This is a genomic window from Kitasatospora sp. NPDC002543, from assembly GCF_053594915.1.
In genome coordinates, this window is record NZ_JBSFWR010000005.1 from 1 (window position 1) to 18167 (window position 18167).

Here is an 18167-nt window from a genome sequence, read left to right on the forward strand (position 1 = left end):
ACGCCGGGGCACGCACCTCGCCGCGTTGTCGTCGGTCGCCAATGCTCCGCAGTGGCTCCCTCCTCCGCCTTGCGATGCACGCACCCCAACGCCGCGCCCTGATCCGACAAGATCCACAAGACGCGCCCTGGCCGCCGCTCCGCCGGCGCGCAGCCGGATTCGCGCGCCGCCCGCCGTCACCCGACGCCGTCCGCCGCCGCCTGCCGCCGGGTCAGGCCAGGTCGCGCAGGCGGCGGATCGATCCGACCAGGAGGATCGCCGGACTGGCCAGGCTGCACACCGCCAGCAGGAGCAGGGCCGTACGCGGCCCCCAGGCCGTGGAGGCGGCGCCGGCCAGGAGCGCGCCGATCGGGATGGCGCCCCAGGAGACGAACCGGACGGTGGCCATCACTCTGGGCAGCAGCTCCGGCGGGGTGTGGGTCTGCCGGTGGGTGCGGGTGACGATGCTGGTGACCACGACGCCCGCCGAGAAGCCCGCGTTGCCGACCGCGAAGACCAGCACCGCCCAGCCGGAACCGGCCAACGGGAGCAGGAAGGTGAAGAGCGCCGCGATCAGGGCACCCCACCGCAGGGCGCCGCCGCTGCCGATCCGGGAGACCACCCGGGGCGTGAGGGCGGCGCCGACCAGGCTGCCCAGGCCGCCGGTGGCCATCAGGGCGCCGACGGCGGCGGCGGGCGCGTCGAGGGTGTCGACCAGGAAGACCGGGGTGAGCGTCATCAGCCCGCCGGCGACGAAGTTGACCGCGGTGGCGTCGGCGGCGCACGGCCCGATCACCGGGTGCCGGGTGACGAAGTGCCAGCCCTCGCGGATCTGCTCCCGCATCCCCGCGTCGGCCGGCCGCCCGGTGGGCCGCTCGGCGCGCGGCAGGCTGCGCAGCAGCGCCGCCGAGACCAGGTAGCTGACCGCGTCCAGGACCATCGCGGCCGCGCCGCCGACGAGTTGGACCAGCACCCCGCCGAGCGAGGGGCCGGCCAGCTCGGTGGCGGCGCTGCTGCCGGACAGCAGGCTGTTGCGGGCGGTCAGCTCCTCCTTCGCGACGATCGAGGGCAGGAAGGTGGAGTTGCCGACGTCGAAGACCACGCTCGCCAGGCCGACGAGCAGGGCGACCGCCACCAGGTGCGGCAGGCCGAGCACCCCCAGGGCGGCCGCCACCGGCACCGAGGCCACCGCCAGGCCCCGCAGCAGGTCCATCACCACCTGGGTGCCGCGCAGCGGGAGCCGGTGGACCAGGACTCCGGCCGGCAGTCCGACCAGCAGCCAGGCCAGGTACCCGGCGCCGGTGATCATGCCGACCTGCCAGGCGGTCGCGTGCAGGGTGAGCACGGCGATCAACGGCAGGGCCACGACGGTCACCTGGTCCCCGAGCCGGCTGACCAGCGATCCGGTCCAGTAGCGCCAGAAGACCCCGGCCGATGCCCCGGGCCGGGCCTCGCGCCCTCCCCCGTGATCCGCCCCCTGCCCGGCTCCCCGCTCCGTTCCGCGGTCCGTTCCGTGGTCCGTCACGCCCGCCGTTCGCGTCGTCACATCCACCTTCGGGCCCACCCCTTCTGTCGCAACCGGCCCACCCGCCCGTCCGGACGGTCACGGCGCTCCGCCGCGGCCGCCCTCCACGGCGAGTGAGTTTCATTTTGGAACTCACTATAATCAGCACTCATGCGGCACACCGAAGCGGCGGACCCCGACTGCGCGATCTCCCAGGCCCTGGCCGTGGTCGGCGACACCTGGACCCTGCTCCTGATCAGGGACGTCGCCGGCGGCACCCACCAGTTCGACGCGCTGTGCGCCGGACTGGGCATCAGCCGGCGCGTCCTCACCGAACGCCTCAAGGCGCTCGTCGCCGACGGGGTGCTGGAGAAGCGGCTCTACCACCCCCACCCGCCGCGCTACGAGTACCACCTGACCCCGGCCGGGCGGGGCCTGCTGCCGCTCCTGGTCGCCCTCCAGGACTGGGGCGGCCGGTACGTCCTGGGCGACGGCTCGCTCACCGGGACCAGCACCGCCGACTCCGCCGAGACCCGCCGGGTGCACGCCCTGACCGGCCACCGGCTGCCCGAGCTGGAACTCGCCGACGCCACCGGCGGGTCGGTCGATCCCGTGGTGCCCGGCTCCGCCTGGACGGTGCTCTACTGCTACCCCGGCGCCTACGCCCCCGGCGGCCTGGACTACCCGCCCGGGTGGGGGGAGATCCCCGGCGCGGCCGGCTGCACCCTGGAGTCCGGCACCTACCGCGACCGGATGGCCGAGTTCACCGACCGGGGCGCCCGGGTCCACGGCATCAGCACCCAACGCCCGGACCAGCTGGCCGCGTTCGCGGAGCACGCCCGCATCCCCTTCCCGTTGCTCTCCGACGCCGATCTCCGGCTCGCCGCGGCGCTGCGCCTGCCCACGTTCCGCGCGGCGGGCGTCGACCGGCTCAAGCGGCTCACCCTCGTGCTGGACGCCACCCGCACCGTCCGCGGCGTCCTGTATCCGGTGATCGATCCGGCGGGATCGGTGGAGGACGCGCTCGCCCTGATCGACGGGCTCCTCGCACACTGACGGCAGGCCGACATCGACCCCGCCCCGACGCACCGGGCGTCCGCACAGCCGCCCGGGTCCTGACGCGTCCCTGCCCAACTCACCCGACGCCCACACCCCGGGAACCAAACGCGCCACGGCCGCCCCACGGCGACCGGGCCGGGCGGCACGACCGCTCGCACACCTGGCCGGATCGCGTCGTCCCCGAACCGCCCCCGCCGCGGTTCGGTCCGGAGGGCCCGGTTCCAGATTGTGACGTGACCCTGTCTAGTTCGTTCCCGTCCTGGTGTGGTGGGATGAGGCCTCACGGGGATGAACCGCTGACGGGGGTGTGTACTGGTGCGGAGCGAATGGCTGCGGGAGCTGGACGGGGACGCGGCGAGCCTGGCGGCCGTGGGACTGGTCCGGCTGGGGGCGCAGGACTGGATGAGCACGGAGGCCGGGATGCCGGCCTGGATGGGCGGACTGCGGGCCGCCTCGTTCGCCGACGCCTGGCTGGCCTTCGGCGACGGGCCCGGGTCCGGGCTGCGGGTGCCCGCGCCGGCGGCACTGCGGGCCGTGGTCACCCGGGCCGCCGAGCTGGTGCTGCGCACCTGCCGGGAGGACGGGCCGGCGGCACTGGAGTGGCTCGGACGGCGCTCGGCGGAGGCCCGCGAGCAGGCGCAGCGGGAGGGCGCGTCCCACCCGGCCGAGCCCTGCGCGCTGACCCTGGTGTGGCACGGCGTCCAGGCGATCACCACCGAGGACGGGGCGGGCCACGCCCACCGGATCGAGGAGCGCGCCGAGGCGTACGTACGGGAGCGGCACCACCGCCAGGACACCCTGGCACTGGTGCTCTGCTGCACCCGGATCGCGGCGGCCGCGCTGGTGGAACTGTGCGAGGGCGACCCCAGGCGGGTGGCCGGCAGTCTGGAGCAGGACGCGGCGCGCTGCATGCCGCGCGGCGGCCGGGTGCCCCTGTGGGTGCCGGGCCGGCCCGCCCTGCCGGCCGGCTGAGCGGACCGGAGCGGGCCGGGCCGGGCTCGGTTGGGCTCGGCCGGGCTCGGTGGCCCGGACGCTCACCCGCCGTCGAGCAACCGGGCGACCTCCGCCATGGTCCGCCCCAGCGGCAGGTCGAGCCGGAGCTCGGCCAGCTCGTCCCCACGCGTCGGCCCCTGGTTGACGATCGCGACCGGCAGCCCCGACCGGGCCGCCCGGCGCACGAACCGCAGCCCGGACAGGACCGCCAGCGAGGAGCCCAGGACGACCAACGAGCTCGCCGCGTCCACCAGTTCGTAGCAGTGCTCGACCCGGGGCGGCGGGACGTTCTCCCCGAAGAAGACCACGTCGGGCTTGAGCACCCCGCCGCAGTCCGCACAGGCGGCGACCCGGAAGGCGTCCACCGCGGGCTGCGGCAGCCGCGCGTCGCCGTCGGGGCGCAGCTCCGCCGCCCCGGCCCGCCGGAAGCCCCGGTTGAGCTCGTCCAGCCGCAGGTCCAGCTCGGCCCGGCCGCTGGTGCGACGGCAGCCGAGGCAGACCACCCGGCGCAGGCCGCCGTGCAGCTCGACCGCCTCCCGGGTGCCGGCCGCGTGGTGGAGGCCGTCCACGTTCTGGGTGATCACCGCCGTGACGCGCCCCGCCCGGCGCAGCCGTTCCACCGCGTGGTGCCCGGCGTTCGGCCGGGCACCGGCGATCGCGGGCCAGCCGGTGTGGCTGCGCGCCCAGTAGCGGCGCCGCGCGTCCGCGCTGCCGGTGAACTCCTGGTACGTCATCGGGGTGCCGCTGCGGCGCCGGCCGGTGGCGCCGCGGTAGTCGGGGATGCCGGACTCGGTGGACAGCCCCGCCCCGCTCAGCACCACCGCACCGCGCCGGTCCAGCAGCCGGACCAGGGCCTCCAGCCCCTCTCCCGGCGGGCCGGCCTGCCCGTCCGGGTGTTCGAACGCGTCCATGCCGTCGAGGTTAGACCTCCGGCCGGTGGTTCCCGGTCCGGCCGGACGGCTCCCCGCCGGCTCCGATGTCATCGGCCACACCGCCGGCGAAGGCCGTGATCCGCTCCAGGGACGGGGCCCAGCCCCTCGTGGTGTCCACGGCCAGGCAGGGGGCGTCCAGCGCGATCGGCACCCAGGACTCGATCGGCCGCTCGCCCCGTGCGATGCGGAGCAGCAGCTCGCCGTCCGCATGGACGGCACGCGAGGGCGTCTCGGCGGCCCGGCGGGCGATCCGCGCGCGGGCGGTCCCGGGGTCGACGGCACAGCGCACGATGCGCAGGTCGGCGAGGTCGGCGAGCGGCTCCAGACCGGGCCGCCACAGCCGGTCCTGGAAGGCCGCCTCGGCCACCAGGTCCGTTCCCGCGCGCAGGTGGCCCTCGACGGTGCGGAAGAACTCCGTCAGCGTCCGCCGGTCCAGCTCCTCGACCGGCGCCTCACCGGCGGCGGCCATCCGCTCCTTGATCTCGTCCCGGCAGACCAGCGGCCGGCCGAGCGCACCGGCCAGGGCGTGCGCCAGGGTGGTCTTGCCGGCGCCGGGCGGCCCGCTCACGACGAGCAGTCGCGGGCGCCGGTTCGGGGTCGGGAGTCCGGTCGGGGCCGGGAGTCCGGTCGCGGTCGGGAGTCCGGTCGGGGTCGGGTGCCGGTCCAGGGCGGGGAGTCGCGTCATGTCGGGTGAGTCTGCTCCGAGCGGCCGCCGCCCGCCACCTCCCCTGCGGGTGGCGGACGACGGACGGCGGGACCGCGCCGCCGGAACCCGTCGGAGCCGCCCTACCAGTTGACCTTCCTCCCGGGAAACCCGGCCGACGCGGAGGTGAACGACGCCGAACCGCCGGTACAGGAGCAGGTGTCGAAGCCCTCGGCCCGTCCCGCCGCCGGCGCGTTCCGCACCGCCCCCTTCGGCGGCCCCGCCACCGCCCGCGGACGGATCCCGGCGGGCACCGTGCCGGCCCCGGCGGCGCCTCCGCCGGGGCCGTTCCGGGAGGTCACGGGCGGCGTGCCCACGCGGAGATCATCGGGGCGGTGGCGAGGTCCAGCCGACCGGTGGCGACATTGGCCAGGTGGCGGTCGATCTCCTCGTCCGTCGCGAGGCCCTCCCGCACCAGCAGCCCGCGGATCTGCCGGACCGTCGCGTCCTCCAGGACCGTGCAGGCCGGCGAGGTGATCGGGAAGTACGCGTCGGCCCGGACGTCGACCAGCCCCGCCTCGCGCAGCGCCCGGGGCAGCGTGCGTCCGTACGCGAGGTCGGCGCCGCGCCCCGCCATCAGGGTGCGGAAGCCGGACCGCAGCCGGTTGGCGAGGCGTTCCTCGGGGCCGGACTCGTCGGGGCAGAGCAGCGGCTGCAGGGCCGGGTCGGCGTCCTCCAGGAGCAGTCGGCCGCCCGGGCGCAGGGCCCGCACCATCCGGCGCAGGGCCTCGGCGCGGTCGGCGACGTGCACCAGGACCAGCCGGGCGTGCACCAGGTCGAAGCCGCCGGGCGGCGGCGGGTCGGTGGCCACGTCGTGGCGCAGCACCTCGATCACGCCGCCGGCGGCGGGGGCGGTCCAGGAGACGTCGATGTCGGTGGCGACGACCCTGCCGGTCGGGCCGACGCGCTCGGCGAGCCCGAGCGCCACCGAGGGGCCGCCCGCGCCGACCTCCCAGCAGCGCATGCCGGGGCCGATCCCGAGGGCGTCGACGTGCCGGAAGGTCACCGGGTCGAACAGTTCGGCGAGGGCGCCGAACCGGATGCCCGCCTCCGTCTGCCGGTTGTCCAGGAGGTACCCGTGGTCCTTGCCGTGCTCAGCCATGCCGGAATTCTCGCAGCCGCCCGGACATCCGGGCGTGCGGGCCCGGGGAGGGCCCGGGCCGGAGCCGCCCCGCCCTTGTTGACGAAAAGTCAGCAAGTTCGGCGCACCGCCTTGACGGCATGCGGTCACGGTTGGAACGTATGAGCCCGGAAACGCCGCGCGCTCCCCGGTCCCCACCGCTCGGGAGCCGCGAGAGGACGTCTTCTCGCCCCTCACCGAGGAAGAGGTTTTCCCATGCGCTTCAGCCGCCACCTCGTCGCCACCGCCGCCGTCTGCGCGGCCGCCGCGCTCACGTCGGCCGCCGTACCCGCCGCCGCTTCGCCCGGGCCCCTGGCCGCCGGCCCGGTGCTTACCGCCGGCAGCGCGGGCGGCACCGCCGTCGCCGTCGGCGACGCCCTCGCCGCGCCGCTCGCCGCGGGCAGCAAGGCCACCTTCTACTCGACCGCGACCAGCACCACCGGGGTCACCTGCGCCACCTCCCAGCTCTCGGCCTCGGTGCTGGACAACCCGGCGGCGCCGGGCAGCGCGACCGCGTCGCTGACCGGGCTGACCTTCGGCTCCTGTACCGCCAACGTCACCGGGGTCACCTCGGTGCGCAGCCTGACGGTCGGCAACCTGCCCTACGGCGTCACCGTCTCCGACGCGGCCGGCCTGCCGGTCACCCTCAGCGGCGGGTCCGCGGGGACGATCCAGGCCACCGCCGTACTGGACACCTGGTTCGGCACCATCACCTGCTCCTACCAGCTGAGCGGCGCGTTCACCGGAAACGCCGACAACACCGCGCACAGCCTGGCCTTCCGCACCGAGCACTTCGCCAAGAGCGGCGGCTCGACGCTCTGCCCGGCCGACGGCTACTTCTCCGCGACGTACGGCCCGGTCGCCGACACCAGCCGGCCGGGCGGCCCGGCGGTCTTCGTCAACTGACCTCCCCCGTACGGCCGGCGGGACGGGCGCGGCGACCTCGCCGCGCCCGTCCACGCTTCCGTCCACGCTTCCGTCCACGCGCCGCCCACATTTCCGTCCACGTTTCCGTCCACGCGCGCGCCGCCGCCGGAACGCGCCCGGTCTCCGCCCGACCCGGTCGGCACTCGGTGCCAACCGGTAGCGGAGCCTCCAATTCCTTGACAGCTCATACGAATTATCACCACCATGGGCGGTGGTCGCCGCGGGCCCCGGCCGACCGCCCCCCACCACCCACCGAAGGAGACAGACATGCGGAAGATGACGACCCGTAAGTCCGGCACCGTCGCGCTGACCGGCAACTCCCGCCGGCTCTGGATCGAGTGGTGCTGGTAACCCCGGCGCACCACTGACACCGGTGGCGCGCCGGGGCATCCCGTGTGCTCCGGCACGCCACCGCACAGCCGGGGCCCCGGTGCGCCACCGGGCGGCCGCGGTCCCGGAACGACGGCCCGCGGCGGGCCCGTCGACACGAGGAGGGGATGGGTCGAGCATGCGACACGTCTGGCTGGAGGCGGCACTGCCCCGGGACCGGAACGCGGCGGCCGCCGGAGCCGAAGGGCTCCTGGGCTCCTTCGACTGCCGGGTCTGGCGGCGCGGGCCCTACGGCGGGGTCGGCGAGTTCGTCCGCCACCTCGTCCTCGACCAGGGCCGCTCCCCGCTGGTGGACCGCCACCAGGTCGAACTCCTCAGCGCGGTAAGGGACTTGGAGCCCTCGATGCCGTGGGCCGCCGAGGCCGTCGCGGCCCTGGACGTCGCCGACGTCCAGATCAGGTTCCACCCGGCCCGACGCACCCGCCACCTCGCCTACGGGATAGGCGAGTTCGTCGCCGCCTGGTCGGCGGGCCGACGGACACCGACCGCCGTCGTGCTCGACCGGGTGGACGAGGCGGACGCCACCACCGTCGAACTCGTCGACACCCTGCTGCGGCGCGTCGACCCGTCCCGGCTGAGGCTGTACGTCGGCGGCGCCTCGCTGCCCGACGCGCTCGCCGCGACCGTCGCCGAGTACGCCCGGCCGCTCCCCGTCACCCCGTCCCGGCCGGCCCCCGAGGACACCGCCCCTGCCCACGGCCCCGCCTGGCACGACGAGCGCGCCGACGCCCTGGCCGCGACCGGCGAGTGGTCCTGGCGACTCGGCGCGATCCCCTACCACCGCGAACGCGGCACCCGCCCGGCCACCGACGGCGTCGACGCACTGCGCACCGCGCTCGCACTGGCCCTGCGCAGCGGCTTCTACGAGCACGCCGTCCGGCTCGCCGAACGCGGCCTGCCGCTGGTCACCCCGGCGGGCGACACCCGGAACTGGTGGGCCCTCACCACCATGCTCGCCACCGCGCTGACCGCTCTGGACCGCCCGGCCGAGGCGCTCGCGCTCTACGACCGGGCCCGGCAGCTCACCGACGAGCCGAGGATCCACCTGTCCGCGGCCTACTCCACCGCCATGCTCCACGCCCGCCACCTGCCCGAGCCCGCCCGGGACCTCACCGCCGCCCGCACCTGGCTGGACCGCGCCATCGCCCTCACCGGGCAGATCGACGACCCCCGCGAACGCACCGTCACCACCGTCTTCCACCGCCAGGGCCTCGCCCTGCTGGACAGCCGGGCCGGCGACCACACGGCGGCGCTGCGCACGGTCGAGGACGGCCTCGCGCGGCTCGCCGAGACCCTGGCCCCCGGCGAACGCCCCCAGGACCGCGCCCGGTTGGTCCACAACCGGGCCCAACTGCACCTCGCGCTGGGCGATCCGGCCCGCGCACTCGCCGACCTCGACACGGTGATCGCCCAGGACCCGCAGAACGCCGAGTACTACGTCGACCGGGCCGCCCTCCACCGGGCCACCGGCCGGCCGGACGACGCGATCGCCGACTACGGCACCGCGATCCGCCTCGGCCCGCACCTGCCCGAGGCGTACTACAACCGCGCCGAGACCCACACCGACCTGGGCCGGCCGGAGGCGGCACTGGCCGACCTCGACCGGACCCTGCGGATCGACCCCGACCACCTCGACGCCCTGGTCAACCGGGCCGGCCTGTACCTGGACGAGGGCGAACTCGACCTCGCCGAACGCGACGCCCACGCGGGCCTGGAGCTGTCCCCCGGCCAACCGCACCTGCTCTGCGTGCTCGGCCTGGTCGCGTCCGAACGCGGCCGCCTCCCCGAGGCCGAGGCGCTGCTCACCCGGGCCGTCGAACACTCCCCCGCCCTGCCGACCGCCTGGGCCAACCGCGCGACGATCCGCTTCGAACGCGGCGACGTCCCCGGTGCCGTCGCCGACCTGGACCGCGCCATCGCACTGGACCCCGACCCCGTCGCCCTCTTCAACCGGGGACTCGCCCACCGCCGACTCGGCGACCCGGCCGCCGCCGTCCGGGACTTCACCCGCGCCCTCGCCACCGACCCCGGGCCCGACCCGGAACTGCGCGCCGAACTGCTCCGCGAACGGGCCGCCTGCGCCCCGGCGTCCGCGCCGCCGCAAGGCCCGCCGCTGCAAGGCCCGCCGCCCGGCCCCTGACGGGCGCCGGGCGCGCGGTGGAGAATCGCCCCATGCGCATCCTGATCGTCACCACCGGCTCCCGCGGCGACGTCGCCCCGTTCACCGGCCTGGGCCGCCGCCTGGAGGACGCCGGGCACCGGGTCGCCGTGCTCGCCCATCCGGCCTTCGCGCCGCTGGTCGAGTCCTGCGGACTGGAACACCGCCCCCTGCCGGGGGACCCGGAGGAGCTCATCCGCGCCAGGGCCCGCGCGACGTCCCCGGCGGAGACCCGCGCGCTGATGACCGCGTACGTGGACGGGCTCGCCGACGGCGTGGCGGACGCCGTCGGCGGGGGCGGAACCGACCTGCTGCTCACCGCCTTCGCCCCGTCCCCGCTGGCCCTGACGGCCGGTGACGCCCACGGCGTTCCCGTCCTCGGCACCTACCTCACGCCCGCCTTCGCCACCACGGAGTTCCCGCTGCCCGGCCCCGGCGCCGACCGGGACCTGGGGCCGGCGGGCAACCTCGCCGCCGGCCGCGAGCGGCTCCGCGGCGCGGAGCGGCTGTTCTCCGGCGCCGTGGCCCGGCTGCGCGAGCGCCTCGGCCTGCCCGGCGCGGCGGCGCCGGAACCGCTCGGCCGCATCCGTCCCGTCGTCCACGGCTACAGTCCCCTGCTCCTGCCGCGCCCGGCCGACTGGCCGGCCCCGGTCGACGTGGCGGGCTTCTGGTGGCCCGCCCGGCCGCAGGGCTGGCAGCCCCCGGCCGAACTCGTCGACTTCCTCCAGGCCGGTCCGGCACCGGTGTTCATCGGGTTCGGCAGCATGGCCCCGGGCGAGGGCGCGCGGCTCGGCGAACTGGTGACGGCGGCCGTACGGCGGGCCGGTGTGCGCGCGGTCGTCCAGGCCGGCTGGGCCGGGCCCGCGGCGACGGGCGACGACGTCCTCTCCATCGGCGACCTCCCCCACGACTGGCTGTTCCCCCGCACGGGCGCCGTCGTCCACCACGCCGGGGCGGGCACCACCGGCGCCGCACTGCGCGCCGGGGTCCCCGCCGTGACGGTGCCCGTCATGGCCGACCAGCCGTTCTGGGCGGCACGGCTGCACCGGCTGGGCGTCGCCCCGCCGCCCGTGCCGTTCGAGGAGCTCACCGCCGAACGCCTCGCCGACGCGATCACGGCCGCCCTGGCCGAACCGCTCCGCCGCCGCGCGGCCGCCGTGGCCGGGCTCATGACGGGCGAGGACGGCGCCGCCGCCGTCCTCGCCCGCATCGCCCGGATCGACGCCACGCCCGCCCGCTGAGGCCACCGCCCGCTGAGGCCCGACGGCTCCGACGGCTCCGGAGAAACCGGGTACCGGCGTGGCGATGAGTCTTCCGGCCCCCGCCGGTCTACACCTCGACGGAAACGACCGCACTCACCGGGAGCACAGCCATGGGCCTCATCCACATCGAACTGTTCGCGACCCTCGACCTCGTCGGGCAGGCGCCCGGCGGCCCCGACGAGGACCCGGTGGGGTTCCCGTTCGGCGGCTGGCAGGCACCCCTGATGAGCGAGGTCACCGGGGCGCAGATCAGCGCCGCGTACGAGGGCACGGACGCCCTCCTGCTCGGCCGCCGGACGTACGAGATCTTCGCCGCCTACTGGCCGCACCAGAAGGACGGCGAGATCGCCGAGCTCTTCAACCGCGTCCCGAAGTACGTGGCCTCCCGCGGCGAGCCCGACCTCCCGTGGGCCGGATCCACGCGGCTCGGCCCCGACCTGGCCGCCGAGGTGCGCGCGATCCGCGACCGGCACCGCGACGTGAAGGTCGTCGGAAGCCTGGACCTGGTGCAGAGCCTCCTGCGGGAGAAGCTCTTCGACCGCCTCGACCTGTGGGTGCACCCGATCATGCTCGGCGTCGGCAAGAAGGTGTTCGACGGCGGCACGGTCCCCACGAACCTCACGCTCCTCGAACCGCCGGCGGCCGCCCCGCAGGGCACCGTCCACCTCCGCTACGGGCTCGCCGACGGCACCCCCGCGACGGGCGACATGAGCGCACCCGACCGCGGCCTCGGCCACGGCGGATCCCGGTGATCCGGTGACCACCGTCCACGCCAACGGGGTCGCCCTGGGCATCGAGTCCTTCGGTGACCGCGGCGCGCCCCTGGTCCTGCTCGCCGGCGGGCCGACGATGCTCTCCTGGCCCGACGCGCTGTGCGAACGCCTCGCCGCCGGCGGGCGCCGCGCGGTGCGCTACGACCTGCGCGACAGCGGGGAGTCCACCACGGCGGACCCCCGGGCCCCCGCCTACACCCTGCGCGACCTCGCCGAGGACGCGGCGGCCCTCGCCGACGCCCTCGGCGGGGCACCCGCCCACCTCGCCGGGACCGGCGTCAGCGGGATGGTCGCCCAGGTGGCCGCGCTCGACCACCCGGGCACCTTCTCGGCCCTCACCCTGGCCGGCACCCGCCCGGTCGCCCCGGGCCCGCCCGACGACGACCTCCCCGACCACGACCGGGCGACCATGAGCCGCCTGTTCGCCCGCCCCACGCCCGACTGGGCCGACCGCGGGGCCGTCGCCGAGTTCGCCGCCACCAGCGCGGAGATCCTCGGCGACGACCCCGCCACCGCCCGCACGACCGCCGCACGCGTCTGGGACCGCACCCCCGGCACCGCGCCCCCGGTCCAGACGGCCAACCAGCTCGGCACGGTGTTCGCCGCGCTCGACTGCACACCCCGCTGGCGCGAACGCCTGCCCGACATCGAGGTCCCCACCCTCGTCGTCCACGGCCGCCACAACCGCTTCTTCCCCCTCGGCAACGCCGAGGCACTCGCCCGCGAAATCCCCGGGGCGCGGCTGCTCGTCCTCGACCACGCCGCCACCACGATCCCCACCACGGCACTCGCCGAGGTCACCGACGCGATGCTCGCCCTCGGCTGACCCACACCGGGCGGGGGCGGCACTCCCCACCCCCGCCCGCCCGCTCGGGCCAAGACACGGTGCCCGCGCGCCCGCCCCTTCGGTGGCACAGGTGGTCCGTCCGCTCGCTCCTCGGCCGATGTGCGGCTGCCCCCCTGGGCCGCGAGGGCGTTGGCCGCACGGAAGGACTCCGGAAATCCCGCGGCGCGGGAACCCGAGGGCCGAAACGGCGCATGCCGGCGTTCGGCCCGAGGCGGGGGTGGGGATAACCCCACCGCTGCTCCGCCGGGAGCCTCCATGGTCCGCCGCAGCCGCCGTTCCTAGCCTGGGTCGGGTCGATGACCAGCGACGATCCGCGAGGGAAGGCACCGCCATGGCACGCCGCCACGACCGTTCCGCGTACGGGCCGAACGGGCCCGTCGACCCGGGTCCGGCCGCGATCGGGTTACGGGCGGCGCGACCCGGTCCGGTGGCCGCCCCGTTCGCCACGCGCCGGGTGGGGGCGGCGGCGTGAGCAACGGACTCGCGCGGGCCTCGGTGCGCTTCCGGCCCGCCTCCTTCGCGGGGACGTTCATCGCCCTGCTCTTCGGCGCGGCGGTCATCATGGCCTGCGGCACCATGCTGCAGACCGGTATCACCGCCACCGTGCCGCCGGTGCGGTACGCGAACGCGCCGGTCGTCGTGGCGGCCGAGCCGGACGTCGAGATCGTCCGCAGGGTCAACAAGAAGGTGAAGACCGTCGACCGGCCGGTCTCCGACCGGGCCCGGGTGGACGCCGCCCTGGCCCGGCGGATCGCCGCGCAGCCGGGGGTGGCGGCGGCCCGCGCGGACTCCGCCTTCCCGGTCCAGCCGGGCCCGGCGACCCCGGCGCTGACGGGGCGCGGGTACGCGGCGCTCGGCATCGCGGGCGGCGCGGACACCCTGGTCGAGGGCCGTGCGCCCGGCGAAGGCGAGGTCGTCCTCGACGCCGCCACCGCGCGCGCCGCCCGCCTCGTCCCGGGCGCGAGCCTGGACCTGGTCGCGCCCGGCGGCGGTGGCACCTACCGGATCTCCGGCCTGGCCGCGCCGCAGAACGCCGGCCCCACAGCCTGGTTCGCCGACGACGCGGCCGGCCGGCTCTCCGGCCACCCCGGCCGCGTCGACGCCATCGCCGTCCAGCCCCGCGAAGGCGTCGGGGCCGAGGACCTCGCCCGGCAACTGCGCGACGCGCTGCGCGACACCGCCGGCCGGGCGGACGCCGGGGAGTCCCGGCCCGCGGCCTCCCCCACCGGGGTCAGGGTGGTCACCGGCGAAGCCCGGGGTTCCGTCGAGAAGCCGTCCCTCGGGGACGGCCGTACCCTGCTCATCGCGATCGGCGGTTCCTTCGGCGGCACCGCGACCATGACGGCGGTCTTCGTCGTGGTGTCCACGATCGCACTGGCCGTCGGCCAACGGGCCCGGGAGTTCGCCCTGTTGCGCGCGGTCGGCGCGACGCCCCGCCAGATCCGGCGCACCATCGCGACGGAGGCGGTGCTGGTGGCTCCCCTCGCCGGGGTGCTGGGCCTCGTCCCGGGTGTGGCGCTGGCCCGCTGGTGGTTCGACGGCCTGACCGAGCGCGGCGCCGTCCCCGCGGGCGTCGAGCTGGACGTCGGCCCGCTTCCCGCGCTCGTGGCCGTCGCCACCTGTCTGCTCGCCGCGCTGGCCGCCGGTCATCTCGCCGCGCGTCGGCCCTCGAACCTGCGGCCCGGCCAGGCGCTCGGCGAGGCGTCGGTGCCGCCGGGGCGCGTGGGCGTGGTGCGCACCCTGCTCGGCCTGGTGGCCGTCGTCGGCGGCGTGGTGCTGGCCGTGGTGGCGGCCGGGATGAGCGGCGAGAACGCCGCGAACACCGCGCTGGGGGTGGTCATGTGCTTCCTGGCGGCGATCGCCCTGCTCGGCCCGTGGGTGGCCCGGGTCGCCGCCGGGGTGCTCGGGCTGCCGCTGCGGGCGGGTGCGGGCGGCGCCGCCGGTGCGCTGGCCGCCGACAACGCCCGCGCCAACGCCCGCCGGCTGACCTCCGCGTTCACGCCCATCGCGATGGTGACCGCGTTCTGCGGCACGATGCTGTTCATCCAGAGCAGCGTCCAGCACGCCACCGGCGCCCAGGTGCGCGACGGGATCACCGCCGACCACGTGCTCGGCTCCACCGGCCCCGGTCTGCCCGCCGCCACCGCCGAGCAGGCCGCCCGGGTGCCCGGTGTCGACGCCGCGGTGGGGGTGCTGCGCACCGGCGCCGTCTACCGTTCCGACGGCAAGCTCCGCTCCGCCGGCGTGCTCGGTGTCTCCGGTGACCCGGCGAAGCTGTCCAGGGTCCTCGACCTGGGGGTGCGGTCCGGTTCGCTCGCCGACCTCGCACGGGGTGCCGACACCGTCGCCCTCGACACGGCGCTCGCCGGCAAGCTCGGCCTCAAGGCCGGTGACCGCGCTTCCTTCTGGCTCGGCGACGGCACCCAGGCGCAGTTGACGGTCGTCGCCACGTACGAGCGCGGCCTCGGCTTCGGCCAGTTGGTCGTGCCCCGGGCGGCCGTCGCCGCGCACGCCGCCGTGGCCTTCGACAGCCAGGTCCTGGTCGCGGACGCCCCCGGCGCGGACCGGGCCGACGTCGCCGCCCGGCTGGCGGCGCTCCCCGTCGGCACCTCCGGCACCGGAACCACCGCGCCCGGCACGACCGGCACGGTTGCCACCGCCGGCGGGCTCACGGTGGCCGACCGCGCCGGATACGTCGCGCAGACCGACCGCAGGCGTGCCGCCGGTGACTGGGCGAACTCCGTGATGGCGGGCGTGCTCGGCGGCTTCGCGGCGATCACCGCCGCCAACACCCTGGTGATGACCGTCCTGGACCGCCGCCGCGAAGTCGCCCTGCTGCGCCTCGCGGGCGCCACCCGCCGTCAGGTGCGCGGCATGATGCGCTGGGAGGCCCTGCTGGTGGCCGCGGCCGGGCTGCTGCTGGGCAGCGCGATCGCCTGGATCACCCTGGTGCCGATCGCCCGCGGCCTGGCCGGAACGGCCCCGTACGTCCCGCCGGGCACCGCCCTCTCGCTGGCCGGCGCCGCCGTGCTGCTCTGCCTCGCCGCGACGGCCCTGCCGGCCCGGGTCCTGCTGCGCACCCGACCGCTCGCGGCGGACGGCTGAGCCGCCGTCGGGGCCGCGGCGGCGGCAGGGCGGCGGCCGCCCCGGCGGGGGCTACGGGATCCTCCACCGGTGCGGATGCTCCGGCCCGGTGGGGGCGGGCGAAGACGTTCAGCTGCCCGTGGCTGCCGAGGACGGGTTCGGACACGCCGCCCCGGCGCCGGCTTCGCTAGGCCGTGGCCCGCCGGACCCGGTAGTTCCAGCGCGTGAGCGACCGGACGACGGTGGCGGCGCCGGCGGGGTTGGCGCTGTGGACGTGGACCGTGCCGATCCGGAAGGGCCGTCCGCGGAAGGCCGCCTCCTCCAGGAGGGTCACCACCGGCATGATGCTGTCGTCGCCGCCGAGGTCGTGGTCGAGCCAGAGCTCGTCGATGTACCCGTCGCGGTGTTCCCGCAGGAGCTCGACGCCCTCGCGGCTGGTGCGGGCGATCCGGGTGGCCCGGGGCAGCGGCCGGAGGTCGTCGATGCCGAGGACGACGGGCGTCGGCGCGGTCGGGGTCTCTGTCACCTGGTCATCGTCCCAGGAGCGCGGCCGCGCGTTCGGTGATTTTTCGATCGACCGTACGGCTCGGCGCGGCCGGCGTCCTGGGCGGGCGGTGGTGCCCGGTGTCACGGTGTGCGCTGCAGTCCCTGGGCGGAGGCACCGTCGGCGGCGGCGGGGACGGCGGTGGCAGAGGCGGCGGTGCGCGCCATCGGGGCCGTGGCCCCCACCGGGGCACCGCTGGCGGGACGGCCGGCGGCGGGCCGGCCGGCGGGCGCGGCCGGGCGCAGCAGGACGGCGCAGGTGAGGGCGGCCAGCAGGGCGAGCGAGGCGGACACGATCAGGCAGAGCCGGAGGCCGTCGAGGAAGGAGCCGCCGAGCGCGCTCAGGGCCGGTCCGGTGGCGGCCCCCAGGTCGAGCCCGGCCACGGCGCCGAGCCCCTGCTCCCGGGCGACTTCGAGGACGTGGCCGCCGGTCTCGGCGGGCACTCCGGCGTCGGCGAGGCGGTCGGGCAGGGCGCCGAGGGCGCGGGTGGTCAGCAGGGCGCCGAGCACGGCCGGGCCGAGGGCGCCGCCGAGCTGGCGGAAGGCGTTGTTGCCCGCGGCGGCCATGCCGGCCAGGTGGTGCGGGACGGAGGAGACGGCGGAGGCCGTCATCGGGGTGAGGACGGCGCCGATGCCCAGGCCGAGCAGGACCAGGCGCCAGGCGAGCGACCCGTAGGAGGTGCCGGCGTCGATGCCGCTCAGCGACAGCAGCGAGCCGGCCATCACCACCAGGCCGGTGGTGATCATGACCCGGGGGGACACCCGGTGCATCAGCCGGCCGACGGGGATGCCCGCGACCAGGGACGTCCCGGACACCAGGACCATCCGCAGTCCGGCCTCCAGCGTGGTCAGGTGCTGCACCAGGCCGAAGTACAGGCTCAGGACGAAGAAGAAGCCGATCAGCCCCAGGAAGCTGACCATGGCGACCAGGGAGGTGGCGGCGAAGGCGGGGCTGCGGAACAGGGCCGGGTCGAGCATCGGGCTGCCGCTGCGGCGCTCCACGAGGACGAACGCGACGGCGCTGACGGCGCCGAGCACCAGGGCCGACACCACGTGGGGCGTGCCGAAGCCGTCGGCGCCGCCCTCGATCACGCCGTAGACGACGGCGGTGACGGCGACGGCCGCGGTGATCTGCCCGGGCCAGTCGAGCCGCCGGCCGTGCGGCGCCCGCGAGTCGGGGAGCAGGAAGGCCGCGACGACCAGCACGACCAGGGACACCGGGACGGGCAGGAGGAAGATCCAGCGCACCCCGACGTGCTCCAGCAGTACCCCGGCGATCAGCGGTCCCATGGCCAGCGAGGCCAGCATGGACATCGCCCACAGGCCGATGAACCTGCCGCGCTCGCGGTGGTCGGGGACCGCGTGGCTGATCAGGGCCAGCGTGGTGGGCAGCAGCGCCGCCGCGCCCAGGCCGGAGGCCGCCTGCCCGACCCACAGCGACTGCACCGAGTCCGAGCCCAGCGAGACGGCCGCGCCCAGTGCGCAGAAGGCCATGCCCACCTGGAACACCCGCTTGCGGCCGTGGACGTCGCCCCACACCCCGGTGGTGAGGATCAGCGCGGCCATCGGCAGCACGAACGCGTCCGACACCCAGGACAGTTGGGAGGTCGAGGCGCCCAGCGTCCGCTGGATCGCCGGCAGGCTCACCGACACGGTCGTCACGGGAAGGTAGGCGACGAAGACGCCCAGGCAGGCCATGACGAGCGTGACGCCTCGTCCGGCCCCGGGGCGCTGCACCGTTGCGGAGTTCATGGGGGGTGGTTCCTTCGACTGCGGGATGCCGCGCGGGCACCGGATGCTGTGTGGGCGCGGACCAGCTTCGCCTCGGAGGACGAGAAATCCACAAGCGATCCGAGCCGGTGCGGAACAACCTCCACCAGGGCGCGCCTCCGT

At 76.4% G+C, this 18167-nt stretch carries 14 protein-coding genes; 8 read left to right on the forward strand and 6 right to left on the reverse strand.

Going from position 1 to position 18167, the window contains the following annotated elements:
* Positions 1-211 precede the first annotated feature (211 nt).
* Positions 212-1525 carry an MFS transporter gene (locus ACWD4P_RS03760; RefSeq protein ID WP_449778445.1) on the reverse strand — a complete coding sequence of 438 codons (1314 nt, stop codon included), beginning with the start codon at positions 1523-1525 and terminating at the stop codon, positions 212-214.
* Positions 1526-1654: 129 nt separating this feature from the next.
* Here ACWD4P_RS03760 and ACWD4P_RS03765 point away from each other — a divergent pair, with 129 nt between their 5' ends.
* Entirely contained in the window at positions 1655-2539 is an 885-nt protein-coding gene (locus ACWD4P_RS03765) for a winged helix-turn-helix transcriptional regulator (protein WP_359827443.1), read from the forward strand.
* A gap of 318 nt (positions 2540-2857) precedes the next feature.
* Positions 2858-3514 carry a hypothetical protein gene (locus ACWD4P_RS03770; protein WP_449778446.1) on the forward strand — a complete coding sequence of 219 codons (657 nt, stop codon included), beginning with the start codon at positions 2858-2860 and terminating at the stop codon, positions 3512-3514.
* A gap of 62 nt (positions 3515-3576) precedes the next feature.
* On the opposite strand, the gene ACWD4P_RS03775 is transcribed toward ACWD4P_RS03770, so the two are convergent.
* From ACWD4P_RS03775 to ACWD4P_RS03785, 3 genes are all read right to left on the reverse strand, one after another.
* Positions 3577-4446, reverse strand: coding sequence for an NAD-dependent protein deacetylase (locus ACWD4P_RS03775; protein WP_359827446.1), 870 nt, complete (start codon positions 4444-4446; stop codon positions 3577-3579).
* Between the two features lie 10 nt (positions 4447-4456).
* Positions 4457-5152 (reverse strand): AAA family ATPase, encoded by a 696-nt coding sequence (locus ACWD4P_RS03780; protein WP_449778447.1) that lies wholly within the window; start codon positions 5150-5152, stop codon positions 4457-4459.
* A 316-nt stretch (positions 5153-5468) separates the two neighbouring features.
* A complete protein-coding gene (locus ACWD4P_RS03785; RefSeq protein WP_449778448.1) occupies positions 5469-6272 on the reverse strand; it encodes a class I SAM-dependent methyltransferase in 804 nt (267 codons plus the stop codon).
* Between the two features lie 234 nt (positions 6273-6506).
* On the opposite strand from ACWD4P_RS03785, the gene ACWD4P_RS03790 reads away from it, so the two are divergent.
* The 6 genes from ACWD4P_RS03790 (at position 6507) to ACWD4P_RS03815 (ending at position 15752) form a co-directional block, all read left to right on the forward strand.
* The gene (locus ACWD4P_RS03790; protein ID WP_449778449.1) at positions 6507-7196 is read left to right on the forward strand and encodes a Tat pathway signal sequence domain protein; all 690 of its coding nucleotides are present in this window, start codon (positions 6507-6509) and stop codon (positions 7194-7196) included.
* 529 nt (positions 7197-7725) lie between these two features.
* Complete coding sequence (locus ACWD4P_RS03795; RefSeq protein ID WP_449778450.1) at positions 7726-9747, forward strand: tetratricopeptide repeat protein; 2022 nt, start codon at positions 7726-7728, stop codon at positions 9745-9747.
* A 32-nt stretch (positions 9748-9779) separates the two neighbouring features.
* Positions 9780-11006 (forward strand): glycosyltransferase, encoded by a 1227-nt coding sequence (locus ACWD4P_RS03800; protein WP_449778451.1) that lies wholly within the window; start codon positions 9780-9782, stop codon positions 11004-11006.
* Between the two features lie 131 nt (positions 11007-11137).
* A complete protein-coding gene (locus ACWD4P_RS03805; protein ID WP_359827455.1) occupies positions 11138-11779 on the forward strand; it encodes a dihydrofolate reductase family protein in 642 nt (213 codons plus the stop codon).
* A gap of 4 nt (positions 11780-11783) precedes the next feature.
* Entirely contained in the window at positions 11784-12626 is an 843-nt protein-coding gene (locus ACWD4P_RS03810) for an alpha/beta fold hydrolase (RefSeq protein WP_449778452.1), read from the forward strand.
* A 489-nt stretch (positions 12627-13115) separates the two neighbouring features.
* The gene (locus tag ACWD4P_RS03815; RefSeq protein WP_449778453.1) at positions 13116-15752 is read left to right on the forward strand and encodes an ABC transporter permease; all 2637 of its coding nucleotides are present in this window, start codon (positions 13116-13118) and stop codon (positions 15750-15752) included.
* A gap of 166 nt (positions 15753-15918) precedes the next feature.
* Here the strand turns inward: ACWD4P_RS03815 and ACWD4P_RS03820 are convergent, their stop codons facing one another.
* Together ACWD4P_RS03820 and ACWD4P_RS03825 are read right to left on the reverse strand one after the other, a co-directional pair.
* The gene (locus ACWD4P_RS03820; protein WP_359830251.1) at positions 15919-16257 is read right to left on the reverse strand and encodes a cyclic-phosphate processing receiver domain-containing protein; all 339 of its coding nucleotides are present in this window, start codon (positions 16255-16257) and stop codon (positions 15919-15921) included.
* A gap of 101 nt (positions 16258-16358) precedes the next feature.
* Complete coding sequence (locus tag ACWD4P_RS03825; protein WP_449778454.1) at positions 16359-18026, reverse strand: MFS transporter; 1668 nt, start codon at positions 18024-18026, stop codon at positions 16359-16361.
* Between the last annotated feature and the right edge of the window lie 141 nt (positions 18027-18167).

Bases quoted from the DNA above. Each gene is read 5' to 3' on its own strand.
- ACWD4P_RS03765 (WP_359827443.1), top strand. From the start codon at position 1,655: ATGCGGCACACCGAAGCGGCGGACCCCGACTGCGCGATCTCCCAGGCC.
- ACWD4P_RS03775 (WP_359827446.1), bottom strand. From the start codon at position 4,446: ATGGACGCGTTCGAACACCCGGACGGGCAGGCCGGCCCGCCGGGAGAG.
- ACWD4P_RS03780 (WP_449778447.1), bottom strand. From the start codon at position 5,152: ATGACGCGACTCCCCGCCCTGGACCGGCACCCGACCCCGACCGGACTC.
- ACWD4P_RS03785 (WP_449778448.1), bottom strand. From the start codon at position 6,272: ATGGCTGAGCACGGCAAGGACCACGGGTACCTCCTGGACAACCGGCAG.
- ACWD4P_RS03790 (WP_449778449.1), top strand. From the start codon at position 6,507: ATGCGCTTCAGCCGCCACCTCGTCGCCACCGCCGCCGTCTGCGCGGCC.
- ACWD4P_RS03795 (WP_449778450.1), top strand. From the start codon at position 7,726: ATGCGACACGTCTGGCTGGAGGCGGCACTGCCCCGGGACCGGAACGCG.
- ACWD4P_RS03800 (WP_449778451.1), top strand. From the start codon at position 9,780: ATGCGCATCCTGATCGTCACCACCGGCTCCCGCGGCGACGTCGCCCCG.
- ACWD4P_RS03805 (WP_359827455.1), top strand. From the start codon at position 11,138: ATGGGCCTCATCCACATCGAACTGTTCGCGACCCTCGACCTCGTCGGG.
- ACWD4P_RS03825 (WP_449778454.1), bottom strand. From the start codon at position 18,026: ATGAACTCCGCAACGGTGCAGCGCCCCGGGGCCGGACGAGGCGTCACG.